The sequence below is a fragment of the Shinella sp. genome (assembly GCF_052438155.1).
In the GTDB taxonomy this organism is placed as follows: domain Bacteria; phylum Pseudomonadota; class Alphaproteobacteria; order Rhizobiales; family Rhizobiaceae; genus Shinella.
In genome coordinates this window covers 16,649-33,071 of sequence record NZ_JBQVPI010000025.1, presented here as the reverse complement: position 1 = coordinate 33,071, position 16,423 = coordinate 16,649, and the positions used below count along the sequence as shown (strand labels likewise).

13 protein-coding genes are annotated in these 16,423 nt (G+C 63.6%); 1 reads left to right on the top strand and 12 read right to left on the bottom strand.

Annotated elements, in window-relative coordinates; genetic code table 11:
* Nucleotides 1–21: 21 nt before the first annotated feature.
* From ACT6VE_RS28160 to ACT6VE_RS28110, 11 genes are all read right to left on the bottom strand, one after another.
* A complete protein-coding gene (locus tag ACT6VE_RS28160) occupies nt 22–1,641 on the bottom strand; it encodes a GMC family oxidoreductase (protein WP_444801629.1) in 1,620 nt (539 codons plus the stop codon).
* Nucleotides 1,642–1,643: 2 nt separating this feature from the next.
* Nucleotides 1,644–3,173 (bottom strand): FGGY-family carbohydrate kinase, encoded by a 1,530-nt coding sequence (locus tag ACT6VE_RS28155; protein WP_444801607.1) that lies wholly within the window; start codon nt 3,171–3,173, stop codon nt 1,644–1,646.
* 78 nt (nt 3,174–3,251) lie between these two features.
* Nucleotides 3,252–4,094: a class I fructose-bisphosphate aldolase gene (locus ACT6VE_RS28150; RefSeq protein WP_444801606.1), complete on the bottom strand. Its 843-nt coding sequence runs from the start codon at nt 4,092–4,094 to the stop codon at nt 3,252–3,254.
* Nucleotides 4,067–5,815 carry an FAD-dependent oxidoreductase gene (locus tag ACT6VE_RS28145; RefSeq protein ID WP_444801605.1) on the bottom strand — a complete coding sequence of 583 codons (1,749 nt, stop codon included), beginning with the start codon at nt 5,813–5,815 and terminating at the stop codon, nt 4,067–4,069. Before ACT6VE_RS28145 ends, ACT6VE_RS28150 begins: the two co-directional genes overlap by 28 nt.
* Nucleotides 5,816–5,827: 12 nt before the next feature.
* A complete protein-coding gene (locus ACT6VE_RS28140; protein ID WP_444801604.1) occupies nt 5,828–6,823 on the bottom strand; it encodes an aldo/keto reductase in 996 nt (331 codons plus the stop codon).
* Entirely contained in the window at nt 6,820–7,827 is a 1,008-nt protein-coding gene (locus tag ACT6VE_RS28135) for a sugar-binding transcriptional regulator (RefSeq protein ID WP_444801603.1), read from the bottom strand. Before ACT6VE_RS28135 ends, ACT6VE_RS28140 begins: the two co-directional genes overlap by 4 nt.
* A gap of 1 nt (nt 7,828) precedes the next feature.
* The gene (locus ACT6VE_RS28130; RefSeq protein ID WP_444801602.1) at nt 7,829–8,818 is read right to left on the bottom strand and encodes an ABC transporter permease; all 990 of its coding nucleotides are present in this window, start codon (nt 8,816–8,818) and stop codon (nt 7,829–7,831) included.
* Nucleotides 8,819–8,840: 22 nt separating this feature from the next.
* On the bottom strand, nt 8,841–10,367 hold the full coding sequence (locus ACT6VE_RS28125) for a sugar ABC transporter ATP-binding protein (protein WP_444801601.1): 1,527 nt from the start codon (nt 10,365–10,367) through the stop codon (nt 8,841–8,843).
* Nucleotides 10,368–10,433: 66 nt separating this feature from the next.
* Complete coding sequence (locus ACT6VE_RS28120) at nt 10,434–11,462, bottom strand: substrate-binding domain-containing protein (RefSeq protein ID WP_069062548.1); 1,029 nt, start codon at nt 11,460–11,462, stop codon at nt 10,434–10,436.
* Nucleotides 11,463–11,796: 334 nt separating this feature from the next.
* Nucleotides 11,797–14,238 (bottom strand): GcvT family protein, encoded by a 2,442-nt coding sequence (locus ACT6VE_RS28115; RefSeq protein WP_444801600.1) that lies wholly within the window; start codon nt 14,236–14,238, stop codon nt 11,797–11,799.
* Nucleotides 14,235–15,146 (bottom strand): phosphotransferase, encoded by a 912-nt coding sequence (locus tag ACT6VE_RS28110; protein ID WP_444801599.1) that lies wholly within the window; start codon nt 15,144–15,146, stop codon nt 14,235–14,237. Before ACT6VE_RS28110 ends, ACT6VE_RS28115 begins: the two co-directional genes overlap by 4 nt.
* 221 nt (nt 15,147–15,367) lie before the next feature.
* Between ACT6VE_RS28110 and ACT6VE_RS28105 the strand changes: the two genes are divergently transcribed.
* Nucleotides 15,368–16,126: a DeoR/GlpR family DNA-binding transcription regulator gene (locus tag ACT6VE_RS28105; RefSeq protein WP_069062545.1), complete on the top strand. Its 759-nt coding sequence runs from the start codon at nt 15,368–15,370 to the stop codon at nt 16,124–16,126.
* Between the two features lie 57 nt (nt 16,127–16,183).
* On the opposite strand, the gene ACT6VE_RS28100 is transcribed toward ACT6VE_RS28105, so the two are convergent.
* Entirely contained in the window at nt 16,184–16,417 is a 234-nt protein-coding gene (locus ACT6VE_RS28100; RefSeq protein WP_069062544.1) for a DUF2171 domain-containing protein, read from the bottom strand.
* Between the last annotated feature and the right edge of the window lie 6 nt (nt 16,418–16,423).

Sequence of the window (16,423 nt, the reverse complement as noted above, 5' to 3'; positions counted from 1 at the left end):
AAACTACCGCAAGACGTTTGCCTATGCGCGCGCCAAAATGGCCTCCGCCGCCTTTTCCGCAATCATGATGACCGGCGAATTCGTATTGCCGGAGACAATCGTCGGCATGATCGAGGCATCGACGACGCGCAAATTGCCGATCCCGTGCACGCGAAGCTTCGAATCCACCACAGCCATCGGGTCGTCGCCCATCTTGCAGGTGCCGACGGGGTGGAAGATCGTCGTGGCGATGTCGCCAGCGCGCTGGATCAGTTCCTCATCGCTCTGGTATTCGCGACCCGGCAGCATTTCCTGCGGACGGAAGCGATCGATCGCCTTGGTCTGCATGAGGCTGCGAGCGTGGCGAATGGATTTGGCCGCAAGCAGACGGTCGCCGACGGTCGAAAGGTAGTTGGGGCGTATTTCCGGTGGCAAAGCCACGTCGCGGGTCGTGACGTGCACAGTACCCCGGCTTTCGGGCCTCAGATTGCAGACGGAAACCGTGACGGCCGGGTAGCGGTGCAGCGGCTCGCCGAGCCGATCGGTGCTGAGCGGCTGGACATGGTATTCGAGATCGGCCGTGGCGACGGCGGGATCGCTTTTCGCAAAGATGCCGAGCTGACTCGGTGCCATGGAGAGCGGGCCGGAACGATTGAAGGCATATTGCAGGCCCATACCGGCGCGGCTGAACAGGTTGTGGTAGAGTTGGTTCAGTGTACGTGCGCCTTCGATCTTGAAGACAGTACGGATCTGCAGGTGGTCCTGCAGGTTTTCACCGACGCCCTGCAGCGCGTGCTGCACGGGAAGATCGAACGCCGAGAGCACATCCGGCCGGCCGATGCCGGACAGTTCCAGGATCTTCGGCGAGTTGATGGCGCCGGCCGACAGCAGGACTTCGCGGGAAGCCCGCGCGATGCAGAGTCGTCCACCAAGGCGGAAGCGGACGCCGGAGATCGCCTTGCCCTCGAATTCCAGCCGCTCAGTCTCGGCCCCAGTCAAGACGCGGAGGTTCTTCCGTTTCATGGCAGGCCGCAGGAAGGCCTTCGTGGTGTTCCAGCGCAGGCCGCCGCGCTGGTTGACCTCGAAATAGCCGGAGCCTTCATTGTCGCCGTCGTTGAAGTCGTCGGTCTTCGGAACCCCGAGTTCCTCCGCCGCATCGCGGAACGCATCGAGGATCGGCCAGGACAGGCGCTGGCGCTCGACGCGCCATTCACCGCCGGCACCGTGCATGGCGGATTTACCGCGATAATTGTCTTCCGACTTCAGGAAATAGGGCAGGACATCGTCCCAACCCCAGCCGGCATTGCCGGCCTGCCGCCAGCCGTCATAGTCGGCCGCCTGCCCGCGCATATAGATCATGCCGTTGATCGATGAGCAGCCGCCCAGCAATTTCCCGCGCGGATAGTTCAGCGCGCGACCGTTAAGCCCGGCTTCCGCGGCCGTCTTCATCATCCAGTCGGTGCGCGGATTGCCCATGCAGAAGAGATAGCCGATCGGCACATGCACCCAGTGATAGCGGTCCGTGCCGCCGGCCTCGAGCAGCAGCACCCGGTTCTTCGGGTCGGCCGAGAGCCGGTTTGCCAGGACGCAGCCGGCCGAGCCGGCGCCGACGATAATGAAATCGTAGGAGCCCTCGTCGACCGGCGTTTCAGTATCATGCAAAGTCACGCCGCAACTCCGGTAGCTCTGGGTTCGGTTGCCGAAAGCCGCCGCCAGAGCGGTGTCATGGCTTCCGTAATGTCCTTGTAGAGGGCGTACCGCCGGTCATAGTGCGCGGCAAGGGCACTGTTTGGCCTATAGTGCCGGTCGGTGCGCACCATGGCATTTGCGCCATCGGTGAAATCCGCAAAGAGACCGACGCCCGTGCCCGCCGCGATTGCCGCACCTAGAGCGCCCGTCTCGCGCGACACGGCGACGGTCACGGGCACGCGCAGCGCATCCGCAAAAATCTGCGGCCAGAGCCGGCTGCGCGAACCGCCACCAGACAGCACCGCCTCCTCGAAGGTCGCGCCCGCCTTGCGGATCGTCTCGACATGCTGGCGGTGGCCGAAGGCGACACCTTCGAGCAGCGCACGGATCAGGTGTCCCTTGGTATGCCAGCCGGCAATGCCATAGAAGCCGGCACGCGCATGGCCGTCCTGTTGCGCGCCGTAGAGATAGGGGTGATAGAGCGGATCATCTGCCGCAGGCTCCACTGCCGCGGCCAACGCGCAAGCTGCATCGAACGGCGAAACGCCCTCCGCATGCTCGCCTTCGAAGAATTCACGCACCAGCCATTCGAGGTTGGCCGCCGATGTGGCGCTGTTTTCCATCGCCATGTAGCGCGTGCGGTCGAAGGTCGAGGACATGAAAACCGGACCGTCGAGATCGGGACTGTCGATGATGACCTGATTGATGCTCCAGGTACCGGCGATGATCGAAGCGCTGCCGGTGCGCGAGACGCCCGAGCCGAGCGCGGAGGCCACGACGTCGAACAAACCGCCGATGACAGGCGTGCCGGCAGCGAGCCCCGTCTCCTTGGCCACCGCTTCCGTCACCCGCCCGGCGATGTCGGCGCTTTCGATCAGTCGCGGCAGCAGCTCCAGGCAATCACCAAGGCCATAGGCCTCCATCAGCGCCTTGTCGTAACGACGGGCGGAAAGATCGAGCAGACCGGCGCCGGACATGTCCGACATCTCGCTGACGCGCTCGCCGGTCAGGCGGTTGACGACGAAATCCTTGGAGTAGAATACCGTGCCGATACGCTTGAAGACGTCCGGCCTGTAGCGCTTCAGCCAGGCAAGCAGCGTCGGAGTCTGGGACGGCCAGGGGCGTTGGCGGGCGATGGGATAGGTGCGATCGCCCACGCCTTCCGCCAGCCATTCCTCGACGAGGCCGGTGGCACGTGTGTCGATCGACTGGATGCCGATCAGCGGTTCGCCGTCCCGGTCGAGCGCATAGAGCCCGTTGCCGTGGCCGGCGCAGCCGATGGCGGCAATGTCGCTCGCCGCGATACCCGCCTTGTCGAGGCAGGTGCGGATGACGCGTTTCGCATTGGCCCAGAGTTCGCCGAGATCGCGCTCGACATGGCCGGGGCATGGCATGCGGCTATGCCCCTCCTCCCCCGCATGCGCCACTTCCCGGCCGGCGAGGTCAAAGATCACCGCCTTGATGACCGTGTTGCCGGCATCGAGCCCCAACAGATATTTCTGCATTCTGAACCCCTCCCAAGGCTCCAGCTTCCGCAATTCCGGGAAAACCGCCTCGCGGTTTCCCGGAATTGCTCCAGCACCTCAACCCTGCTGATACTGCGCGAAGGCTTCCTCGCCGCTCGCATCGTCGTGGATAATCGCCATCAGTCCGCGCACCACGGCATTCGGGTTGGCATGCTGGTAGATGTTGCGCCCATAGACCATGCCCATTGCGCCCTGCCGCATCAAGGCGGCAGATTTGGCGAAGACGGCACCGAGATCCTCCTTGCCGCCGCCGCGCACCAGAACCGGGCAGCGCGCCGCCTCGACCACGCGGTGGAAATCCTCCGCATTGGTCGTCGGGTCGGCCTTCACGATATCCGCGCCCATTTCGCGCGCAAGGCGCGTCAGGGTGACGATCTTTTCCGCGTCGCCATCGACCATATAGCCGCCGCGCTCCGTGACGGGCTGCATGACGAGCGGCTCGATCATCAGCGGCATGCCGTATTTTTCGCAATCGGCGCGCACGCGGGAAATGTTGTGCACGCATTGACGAAAGAGGTCGGGCTCGTCCGGCAGCATGAAGAGGTTGACCACGACGCAGGCGGCATCCATCTGCAACGCGCCGATCAGCGGCTCCGCATCGTTCTGCAGCACGGCCCACATGTCGCGATGGCGGATACGATTATAGGGGTTGCCCATGTCGATGCGCATGACCAACGCCGGCTTGTCCTTGCCGGGAATGTCCTGCAACAGGTCGGCCTGGCCATAGTTCATCTGGATCGCATCGGGCCTGGCATCGACCAGTGCCTTCACAACGGCGGGCACGTTTTCCAGCCCGTCGAGAAAGGACGGCTCGTTGCACACGCCGTGATCGATCGCCACGTCCAGGCAACGGCCGTTGCCGAACAGCCGGTTCATCCGGACCTTGCGGTAGTCTCGCATAGTTCACTCCTTTGTTCATTCCTTGCGGAAAGGGTTTCCTCGGCGACGCCGTGGCGCTCGCGCATGAGGGTTAGAAAACGGTTGCGCTCTTCGATTTTGCGCGGTGTCGGCCAGCCTTTTTCGGCGGCCAGCACGTCGAGAGCGGCATCAGCCATGGCAAGTGAGAGTTCGCCGGCGATGGCAAGCGTCGTGCGTCGCGTGAGCAGGTCGTCCAGATGTTCGACCGCTTCCGAGCGGATGAGATGGACAAGCTCCCGGACGCTGTAGCCTTCATGCGGCAGCGGATGATCCGGTGCAGCGGCGATGAAGCGCGCGACATCACCGGCATCCGTGCCGTAGCGCTCGAACAGCACTGCCGCGCGCTCCGCAGAAATCCCCGTCGAGGCCGCGAGGTCGCGAACCCAGCCGCTGCGATCGTTGGGAAACGCCCGGCCGCCGCCAATGGTGCGTTCTGCCGTATCGACGCGACGCGACAGACCGAGCCGTTCCAGCGCCATATCGGCAGCCATTTCACCAAAGGAGCGGAAGGTCGTCCACTTGCCGCCGATCATGCAAAGCACTGGTGGACCGCCATTCCGGCCCTCGAGCACTGTGCAGAAATGATCGCGCGGGATGCGGCCGGTAAAACTGTCCTTGCTGGCCGGCAGCGGGCGCACGCCGGCAAACTGGAAGACGATTTCTTCCGGCCGGATTTTGACTCCCGGCAGCACGAAGGCGAGCGATTGCAGGATATAGTCGCGCTCGTCCGCCTCGCAGCGCACCGTACCGGGATCGTCGACGCGGATATCCGTCGAGCCGACCAGCACCTTGCCGAGGTAGGGGAACAGGATGCAGATGCGTCCGTCCTCGTTCTCGTAATAGATCATGTGCCCGTCGAGCATGTCGCGTAGCGCGGGATTGTCGATGATGAGGTGCGAGCCCTTGGTGCCGCCCATCAGCGGCGCGGGGCGCGCATCGTCCGGAAACAGCGCGCCATTTGCGATATCGATCCAGCCGCCCGTCGCGTTGATGACCAACCTTGGCTGGATAGACAACGTCTCGCCGGACACGCCGTCGCGCAGCAAAAACTCTCCCGCACCCCTCTGCTCGACCGTCGCATAGTTCAGGGCCTTGGCATTCGAACCGGCGGACAGGCCATCGCGCAGAAGCTCGATGCCGATGCGCTCCGGATGGCTCACCCAGGCATCGTAGTAGGTCGCGGAGTTGCGGATCGCCGGATTGAGCGCCGGCCACTTTTCCAGCGTCGCCTTGCGGCCGCGGAACTGGTGTTTTGGCATCAGCGCGCGTTTGCGCGTCAGGAAATCGTAGATGCCGAGGCCCGTCTTGATGGCAATGGCACCACGGCGGCTAGGGCGGCGCGTGAGGCCGAGGAAGCGCACGATGCCGTTGGCGAGGCCGGAGAAGATGTCGAAGATCGGCACCGTCGTCGGCAGCGGCGCCACATAGTGAGGGGCGCTGCGGAGCAACCGGTCGCGCTCGACGAGCGATTCCTGCACCAGGCTGAATTCGCCGTTCTCCAGATAGCGCAGACCACCGTGAACCATGCGCGAGAGAGCGGCACTGGCGCCGGAGCAATAGTCATCCTTCTCGACGAGGAGTACGTTGACGCCCTGCAACGCCAGCTCGCGAAAGACGCTGAGCCCGTTGATGCCGCCGCCGAGGACGCACACGTCCACCTTCGGGCTCCGGCGAAGCCCGTCCATTGTCTCTGCACGGTTCATGATGGCAGCCTGTTATCCGTCCATGGTGACGAGTTGCGCCGATATGGCGGCATTGATCGCCGCAAGATCGTCTGTCGAAAGACTGAGCGTGCCCGCCCGCGCATTGTCGAGCGCCTGCGCCGGGTTGCGCGCGCCGCAAAGCCCGAAGGTCACGCCCGGCTGCGTCAGCGTCCAGGCGATCACCACCTGTGCGATGCTGGCGCCGTGGCCTTCCGCGACAGGCCGGATCGCCTCGGAAAAATCCTTGGCCTTTTGCCGGTTGGCGACCGAGAAGCGCGGGTTGTCCTTGCGCTGGTCGTCGCCGGCAAAGACGCGGTCCGGCCCGATCGTGCCGGAGAGCAGGCCAAGTGCCAGCGAGGAATAACTCAGCGTCGAAACGCCGTTGGCAAGAGTGAGCGGCAGCAGGTCCGCCTCGATCTCGCGATCGATCATGCTGAACCGCTCCTGGATCGCATCGAGCGACCCGGTAGCAATATACTGTTCGAGTTCCGAGCGGTTGACGTTGCTCGCGCCGATCGCGCGGATCTTGCCGGCCTTTTTCAGCTCTTCGAGCGTCGCGACCGTCTCCTCGATGGGTGTCGTCGGGTCCTGCCAGTGCGTGATGTACAGGTCGATATAGTCCGTGCCGAGCCGGCGCAGGCTTTCCTCGACCTCGTGGATGATCGAATCCCGACCGAGATAGCGGTGCACCGGCTTGCCGTCCTGATCGAAGAAGTGGTTGCCCTTCTGCGTATGCCAGACGAGTCCGCATTTCGTTGCGATCACCGCCCTGTCACGACGGCCGACAAGCGCCTTGCCGACGATTTCTTCCGACCGGCCGAGGCCATAGGCCGGCGCCGTGTCGATGAGCGTCACGCCGGCATCGAGCGAGGCCTGGATGGCGGCAATCGATTCCGCCTCGTCCGTGCCGCCCCACATCCAGCCGCCGATCGCCCAAGTGCCGAGGCCGACGGCAGATGCCTTGACGCCGGAGCGCCCGATGTCACGGGTCAATTGTTCGCCGCTCATGCGGAAAATCCTTCCTGGGATGCAATGTCGAGGATGCGAGCACCCGTCGCCTCGTCGGTGACGAGCGTATCGAGGTGGTTGCCACGCAGCACGCTGAGAATCGGGCCGGCCTTGTTGGGGCCGCTCGCGACGCCGATCTTCGTCGGGATCGAGGCGAATTCCTGGAGCGTCAGCGAGACCAGCGAGCGGTTGAGGCTGTAGTCGCAGACCCGTCCGTGATCGTCGAGCAGATGGGCGAGCAGTTCGCAACTCGCGCCCGAGCGTTCGATTGCCGCACGGTCGGTGCTGGAAGAGGGATGCAGGTCGTAATAGCTCGAGTCGTCCGTGAGGATAGAGCCGATACCCACCACCGCCACCTTCGCCTCGCGTGCCCGCTGAAAAACGTCGGCGACGGAGCGCATGTTCATCAACATCGCCCGCTGCGCGGCATCGTCGGCAAAGAGCGGCGCATGGATCTGGTAGGAGCGCCCGCCAAGCCGGTCGGCCATCAGCGTCGAGACGTGGTTGACGTCGGTGTAATGTTTGCCCTGCACGCAGCCCGTCCCGGGGATAACCTCGACATCGAAGCGGCGTGCTGCCTGCAGGCCGGCGACGACGGCACTGACGCCCTTGCCGCCGGTGATGCAGATCGTGTCGCCATCGGCGATCTCTTCGAGCAGCAGCCGGGCTGCCGCTTCGCCGACTGCCTGAAGCGCTGTCTGCGGATTGTCGGAGACCGTCGGCACCACGACGGCGCGGCTGATGCCGCCGAGCGCCAGAAGCCGCTCTTCCATGTCGACCAACGGTTCGACCGGCGACTTGATCTTGATCTCGACGAGGCCGAGCTGGCGGCCGCGCTTGATGAGGCGGTTGACGGTGGCGTGCGAGAGACCGAGCTGGTCGGCGATCTGTGCCTGCGTCAGGCCTTCGAGGAAGTGCAGCACGAGCGCCTGGTGCATCTGGCGGGCGATCACGATCTCTTCGCGCGGCGCGGTCGTCTTGGGTTTCAGCTTGGCGATCGGCATGTCAGGCGGCCTTCCGCTTGTGCATGAAATGGTCGATGGAGACGGCGGCGAGCAGGATGCAGCCCTTGATCATGTCCTGCCAGTAGACGGAGACATTGAGCAGGATCAGCGAGGAGGTGACGACCGAGAGCAGCGCGATGCCGAGGATGGCGCCGAGAATGGTGCCCGAGCCACCGTTGAGCGAGGCTCCGCCGATAACGGCCGCAGCGATGATGTTCAGCTCCATACCGGCACCGAAGGTGGGGGTCGCGGCCCCGAAGCGGGACATGTAGACGACCCCTGCGACACCGGCAAGCGTCGAGCACAGCACCGTTACCCAGAACTTCACCTGGTTGGTCTTGATGCCGGAATAGAGCGCGGCCTTCTCGTTGCTGCCGGTGTAGAAGACCTTGCGGAAGGCGGTCGCCCGGCGCAGCAGGAAATCGAACAGCACGACGACGGCGACGAAGATCAGGATGACATAGGGCACACCGTAGAACGTACCCTGCCCGACCGCCTTGAAGCCGGCCGGCAGCGTGAAGAGCGAGAGCGGCGTGCCCTTGGTGATGATGAGGCAGAGACCACGCACGATCACCATGGCTGCCAGAGACGTGATGAAGTGGTTGAGGCCGACGACCGTCACGAAGAAGCCCATGGCGCCGCCGATGGCGCTGCTGGCCAGGATGCCGATCAGCGAGGCCGTCCATGGGTCGAGGCCTGCGAGGAACAGCGAGCCGGAGAGCACCATCGCGAAGCAGACGACGGAGCCGACCGCGAGGTCGATGCCGCCGACGATCAACAGGATCGTCATGCCGACGACGACGATGCCTTCGACGGAAAAGCTCATCAGCATGGCGCGGAAATTGCCGAGCGTCAGGAAGTGCGGCGAGGCGAAGCTCATGATCACGCAGAGTGCGAGGATGATCGCGATCAGCCCGGCCTCGCGCATCGTGCCGAGGCGTTTGAAAGACGATGTCTTCGGCGCGCCGGCCGTCATCGTGTCGATTGCCATTCCCGTCTCTCCCAGTTTCTTCTCATGCGGCATGGTTTGCCGCCTTTGCCGTACCCATGCCCGATGCAAGGCGGATCACGGCCTCTTCCGTCATCTCGTCTCCGCCGAGTTCGCCCGCGATGCGTCCTTCACGCACCACAAGCACGCGGTCGCAGAGCCCGAGCAGCTCCGGCATTTCCGAGGATATGACGACAATCCCAATGCCCGAGCGCGCAAGATCACGCAGCAGGCGGTGAATTTCCGTCTTCGCGCCGACATCGATGCCGCGCGTCGGTTCATCCATCAGGATGACCTTGGGCTTGACCGCCAGCTGCTTGGCGATCGCCACCTTCTGCTGGTTGCCGCCGGAGAGCGATTTGACCGGCGCATCGACGCCGCTCATGCGCACCCCGAGCCGCTTCGCAAAATCCTCCGCCAGCGCGGTCTCCGCCCGGCGTTTCAGCAGGCCGGCTGGATTGGTCAGCGCCTTCAGGTCCAACACGGAGATGTTCTGCGCGATGGACAGTTCGAGAAAGACGCCGGAGCCCTTGCGGTCTTCGGACAGATAGACGATGCCCGCCTTCACGGCATCCGAATAGGATTTGATCTTCTGCGTATCACCATGCAGGCGCACCGTGCCCGCAGTGTGCGGCCGTAGCCCGCAGATGCCCTCGGCGATTTCCGTGCGGCCGGAGCCGATGAGGCCACCGATGCCGAGGATTTCGCCCCTGCGGAGTTTGAAGCTGATATCCTGGAAGCGCACATCGTCACCAATGCGGTCTACTTCAAGGATCGTGGCGCCGGACGCCTCGTCCGCACCGAGTTTGTCCGGATAGAGCTGCGTGATCTCGCGACCGACCATGCGGCGCACCACGTCGTCCGGCGTCACATCGGCAATGCGGTCGGTGCAGACATAGCGGCCGTCGCGGAACACCGTGACCCGGTCGCACAGGCTGAAAATCTCGGCCATGCGATGGCTGATATAGATGATCGATATGCCGTTCGCCTTGAGATCACGAATGATCGAGAATAGCTGCTGCGCCTCGGTTTCGGTGAGCGCTGCGGTCGGTTCGTCCAGAATGAGCACGCGGCAGTCGAGCGTCAGCGCCTTGGCGATCTCGACAAGCTGCTGGCTGGAAATCGGCAGGTCTGCGACCTTGCGGCGGACGTCAATGGCGGCAAGCCGGTTCATCACGGCCTGCGCGTCGCGTTCCAGCGCGCGGTAATTCATGAAGGGTGTCCGGCGGCGGTTGGTCGCTGCCATGAACATGTTTTCGGCGACCGTCGCATCCGGGCAGAGCGCGATCTCCTGATGCACCAGGCCGATGCCGAGCGCCTGGGCGGCAGCGGGCGACGCGATGCGCACGGCCTTGCCGTCAACGCGGATCTCGCCCTCGGTCGGCTGCAGCACGCCGGCGATGATGTTCATCAGCGTCGACTTGCCGGCGCCGTTTTCGCCGCAAAGCGCATGGACCTCGCCGCGCTCGAGCGTGAAGTCGACATCCGTCAACGCCTTCACTGCCCCGAAATGCTTGGTCACGCCATGAATGGTGAGCACCGGCTCGGCCATCGTCTTCCTCCCTCTCCTCCCGAGACCATCCGCGCCGCAAGGCGCGGATGGCGTTCTCTTGGGAGATTACTCCTCGATGCCCTTGGTGCCGCGACGCTTCAGGTACTTGTCCCAGTAGAAGTCGTCGGCATTTTCAGCGGTCACGATGGAAAGACCGTTGTCGACGAAGGGGATGCTCATCGGGTTGAAGCCGGAGCGCTTGGCGTCGTTCATCGGGTCGATCAGCTCGGGATGCTTGGCGAGCCACAGCAGCATGAAGCCCATGTAGCCCTGCATGCCCTGGTTCGGGTTGATCGAGCCGAACACTTCGCCAGCCTTGATCATGTCGAGGATGTTGGCGTTGACGTCCGCGCACATGACGAGGACCTTGCCGCCCGCTTCCTTGTTGGCCTGCGCCGCGCCGATGGCGGAGTTGGCTTCCGGCATGAAGACCGCGCCGAGGTTCGGATTGGCCTGAATGAGGCTCGACAGGCCCTGATAGGCCTTCGTCGGATCCTGGTTGGAGGCGGCGCGACCGACCAGCTTCATGTCCGGCCACTTCTCTTCCATGCGGGCGACGAAGGCCGTGATGCGCTTGTCGTGGTTGTCCTGGCCCGGATTTTCCAGAACCGCATATTCGCCCTTGCCGCCCAGCTTCTCGGCGATCGCGTCGGCGGCATAGGTGCCTTCGCGGGTGTTGTCCGAGGTGATGAAGGAAATACGCTTGGAGAGCGGAGAGTCAGCCGCAAAGGTCACGACCGCCGTGCCCTGGTCGATGGCGCGGTTGATCGGCTCGATGAACGGGTCGGAGTTCATCGGATGCACGAGAATGCCGGCCGGGTTCTGGGCGAGCGCCTGGTCGAAGGTGGCGATCTGCTTGTTGACGTCATATTCCGGCGTGCCGGTATATTCCGTCTCGCAGCCGAGCTGCTGGCCGGCCTGCTTGAACATTTCATAGACCGGGAACCAGTATTCGACGCCCGACACCATGACGTTCATGACGTATTTTTCGCCCGGCTTGCAGCGGAACGGGTTTTCCGTCTCGGCGGCGGCGGAACCGGCAAAAAGCGTTGTTGCAAGGACCGCCATCGCGGTCGTCGTCAGAAAAGTGCGCAAAAGTCCTCCTCGAGGCCGAAGCCCCTCCCAAAAAGCCCGAGGGCGTCGAAACGACGCCGCTGATCGCGTTGAACCCGAACTTCCTCCTCGAAGTCCGGTATGGGCAGGTAACCGCAAAGGAGATTGCCTGTCAATATAATTCACGATCTGAAATATATTTCATGGGCATCGGATGAAATCAAGCCCGCTGACTGAAATATCTTTCACGGCGCGCCAAACCGCAAGAGGGATGGAGCAGACAGACGGTGCGCATAGCCGCCTGTCTGCTCCATCCCGTCGATATCGTTTGCGGGAGCGGCAGCCCGATACCGCAGCCGCCGTCGACACCCTCAGCTCAGGCTTTCACCCGAGCGGCCGTCGGATCGTACAGTGGGTCGAGGTGGATTTTTGCCGGCGTGCGCTCCATAGCGACGACCAGCTCGTAGGTGCCCCCTGCGAGAAAAGCGTCGTCCACACCCTCGGCGCGGCGCACATAGCCGTAGCCGACATTCTTGCCGAGCGTGTAGCCGTAACCACCGCTGGTGAGATAACCGACGGGCTCGCCGTTCCGGAGAATCGTCTCGCGTCCGACGAGCACGACATTCGGGTCGTCGACCGTGAAGCCGGCGAATGCTTTTTTGCGCAGTTCGCCCTGCGCCGTTTCCAGCGCTCGGCGGCCGAGGAAGTCGGTGTCCTTGCGCAGCTTCACCGCCCAGCCGAGGCCGGCGTCGAAGGGCGTGTCGTTCGGCGTGATGTCCGAACCCCAGGCGCGATAGCCTTTTTCAAGGCGCAGCGATTCCAACGCCCGGTAGCCGACAGGGCGGATGTTGGAGGCAGCCCCCGCCGCCATTAGCGTGTCGAAGACGCTTCCGATGGCGCCGATCGGCACATGCAGCTCCCAGCCGAGTTCGCCGACATAGGTAACGCGCAGCGCCCGAACCGGGTGTCCTGCAATCGAAATCTCCCGCACATGACCGAACGGGAAGCCGGCATTGGACACATCTGCGTCAGTCACCGCCGAAAGCACGGCGCGTGCCTTGGCCCCCATCAGCGAGAGCGTGCCGAACTCTTCCGTCACGTCGCGAAGCGTCACCTCGAGGCCTGCCGGGATGTGATCTTCGATCCAGCCGAGATCGTGGGTGCGGAAGCCGGTGCCCGTGACGATGTAGAACTTGTCCTCGGACAGTCGCGCAACCGTCAGGTCCGCCTCGATGCCGCCGCGGCTGTTGAGAAGCTGGGTATAGGTGAGCCGACCGGCTGGCTTGCCGACATCGTTGGCGCAGATCCAGTCGAGCGCCTTCAACGCGTCCGGCCCCGTCATTTCATACTTGGCGAAGGACGACTGGTCGAAGATGCCGACGGCTTCGCGCACATGGCGATGTTCCTCGCCGACGGCGGAGAACCAGTTCTGCCGGCCCATCGAATAGACGTCCTTCGGCTCCATGCCGTCAGGCGCAAACCAGTTCGGGCGCTCCCAGCCGAGTTTCGAGCCGAAGACGGCACCATGCGCCTTCAGGCGCTCATAAAGCGGCGAGACGACATGCGGGCGGCCGCTTTCATATTCCTCATGCGGGAAGCCGATGGTGTAATGTTTGCCGTAAGCCTCCAGCGTGCGGTCGAGCACCCATTGGCGATCCCGGTGCATGCCGGCGAAGCGGCGGATGTCGACGACCCAGAGGTCGAGCGGCGCTTCGCCATCGACCACCCATTGCGCCAGCACCCAGCCGGCGCCGCCGCCCGACGCGATGCCGAAAGCATTGAAGCCGGCGCCGACGAACATGTTCTTGCACTCCGGCGCAACGCCGAGAATGAAGTTGCCGTCCGGCGTAAAGCTCTCCGGCCCGTTGATCATCTGCTTCACGCCCACCGTTTCCAGCGCCGGCACGCGGGCAATCGCCTCTGCCATATGCTGCTCGAAATGGTCGAAGTCGTCATCGAACAGCCGGTAGGCCCAGTCGTCCGGCACGTCGCCGGTCGTCCAGGGCTGCGGGTTTGGCTCATAGCCCCCCATGACAAGCCCGCCGACTTCCTCCTTGAAGTAGGTGCGGCGATCGGGATCACGGATGGTGGGCGCGTCCGTCGAAAGGCCGGGGACCTTTTCGGTGATGATATACTGGTGCTTGACCGGCTGGAGCGGCACGTTGATGCCCGCCATGGCGCCCACCTGCCGCGCCCACTGACCGGCGCAGTTGACGACCTTGTCGCAGGCAATGTCGCCGAGCATCGTGCGCACGTGCGTGATGCGGCCATCCTTCAGCTCGAAGCCCGTGACGCGCACGTTCTCGACGATCTTCGCGCCGTGCATGCGCGCGCCTCTGGCGAGCGACTGGGTAATATCAGAGGGGCTTGCCTGCCCGTCCGTCGGCAGCCAGCTGGCGCCGACGAGATCGCCGACCTCCATCAAGGGCCACATGGCCTTCACCTCCTGCGGCGTCAGCAGGTGCATGTCCATGCCGAAGCTTTTGGCGGTCGTGGCGAGGCGGCGGAATTCGGTCCAGCGGTTCTGATTGGTGGCAAGGCGCAGGCAGCCGGTCATCTTCCAGCCGGTGGCAAGGCCCGTTTCCGCCTCCAGACCCTTGTAGAGATCGACCGAATATTTGAGCACCCGGGTGATCGAGGCCGAGGAACGCAGCTGGCCGACGAGGCCCGCCGCATGCCAGGTCGAGCCGGAGGTCAGCGTGCCCTGCTCAAGGAGGACCACATTCGCCTTGTGATCACGCGCGAGGTGATAGGCCGTCGAGCAGCCGATGATGCCGCCGCCGATGACAACGATCTCGGCATGGGATGGCAGGGTCATTTGATTCGTTTCCCGTATGTGGATCTGTAATGTTCGAGCGCCTGGTCGAGACGGTCGAGATTTTCGCTCGTGTAGCCGACATAGTCGGCGCCGGGTGCAGTGAGGTGCAGTTCGGAAACCATGCTCCACATCGCCTCGCGCAACAGGGAGGCGCATTGCATGGCAGCGTGGGAGTGGAGGAGCGCAGCGTCGGGCGCGCCGCCGAAATAGGCCGCGAGAAAGTCGTCCGCTTGCTCGGGGGAAAGACCAGCATTCGACGTGGCCCCAGCCAGATCGAACATCGCCGTCGAAAAGCCGGCATATTCGAAGTCGATCAGCCAGAGCCGTTCCCCGTCATCGAGAATGTTAGCCGGCAGGAGATCGTTGTGGCCGAAGACGATCGGCAGCGGTGCCTGCGCGGTCTCCAGTTCGTCGGCAAGCGCGAGATAGCCGGGCAGTTGCCGCATCATGCGGCTGTTGCCGGCCTTGAGGGTGCGGGCATAGTCGCGCACGACATGGAAGGGCCAGAACAGGAAGGCCGCACCGCTGATTTCCGCGGGCATTTCCGTGTGGAAACGGCGCAGCACCTCTGCCACCCGCCGCCGCTCGGCAACGACGTCCGCCGCGCCAAAGGTTTTTGCGCCGAGATAGGCGGAGACCATGACGCCGGGCTCGGCATAGTGCACCGCAGGCCCGAAGCCCGCCGCATGTGCTGCCCGTGCGGTCATCAGTTCGCGATCGCGGAAGACGTGATGGAACGGATAGTCCCTGCCGAAGCGCACGACATGACGCCCCGCGCCGTCACGAACAAGATAGCTTTCATTGCTGATGCCGCCCTTCAGGGGCGCAATCTCGATGTGGCCACTCCAGCACGGCATGGCCCGGATGCGATCTTCGACCATGCGGCTGAGCTCGGCATGCCCATCCATTCATTTCCTCCCGCGCTCCCCATAAAGTGGAGCCGCCCTCGCACGCCGTTCCCCGGTTGTTTTCTCTCGACGGCGCGCACCGTCAATGTCATGCGGGAGGAAAGCGGCTGTCAATCCTCAAATGTGGCTTTTTCTGCCTTTGTGACCGTTTTTGAAGCTTTCTTGCCAGTCGGCTCGCGAAGGATTATGAAGTGGAAGAACGCATTGCGGGCCCGAAGATCATGAACCACTCCAAACGCCACAACGACATTCTCCGGCTCCTCCAGCAGGACGGCACGGTGACGATTGCAGACCTCGCGCAAAGGCTCGACGTTTCGCTGGAAACCGTGCGGCGCGACATCAAGCCGCTGACGACGAACGGCACCGTCGTGAAGATGCATGGTGCCGTGGCCCTGCCCTCCATCGTCGGCGAGGCGCCCTTCGAAAAGCGCATGCGGGAGAACAGCGAGGCCAAGAAAGCGATTGCGGTTGCGCTGGCCGCAACCATTCGCGACGGCGATTCGATCATGCTCGATACGGGTACGACGACAAGCTATCTCGCCCGCGAGCTTCTCGGCCACCGCCGCCTGACGGTCGTCACCAATTCCTCCGACATCGCGCGCACGCTGTCGACGGTCAACGACAACCGGGTCTACATGGCGGGCGGCGAACTGCGCAGCGACAATGGTGCTGCCTTCGGCATATCGGCAATCGAGTTCATCAGCCACTTCACGGTGGGCCACGCCGTCATCTCAACGGGGGCGATCGACGCCGCGATCGGGATTATGGACTATGATCTGGAGGAAGCGGAGTTCGCCCGTGCCGTCGTCGCACAAGGCCGTCGTGCGATCGTCGTCACCGACCATACGAAATTCGGCAGGCAGGGTCTGGTGCGGGTTTGCGACTTCAGCACGCTCACGGACCTCTTCACCGACAAGGCGCCTCCGCGCGACGTTTCGGCGGCACTGAAGACGGCCGGGGTCACCGTAACGCTTGCATGATGCCAGGCGAAAAACGGCCCGGCGAGGTCCGCCGAGCCGTTTGCATGGGGAGGAATATCAGTTCATTGCCGACCACTGGCGACGAACTTCATCCGCATCCTTGTTGAGATGGACATGCGCGTCGACATGATCGACCCAGTCGAGCGGGATGAGATGATGCTGCCCATCCTCGGAATCCTTCCGAGTAAGCTTGATGCGGCTGTCACCTTCCATGTGGTCGACAGTGCCGACATGGCGACCATCGGCGGCACGGACTTCCATATGCTCGCGAATTTCGTTTGCAGCGACCATGGATGT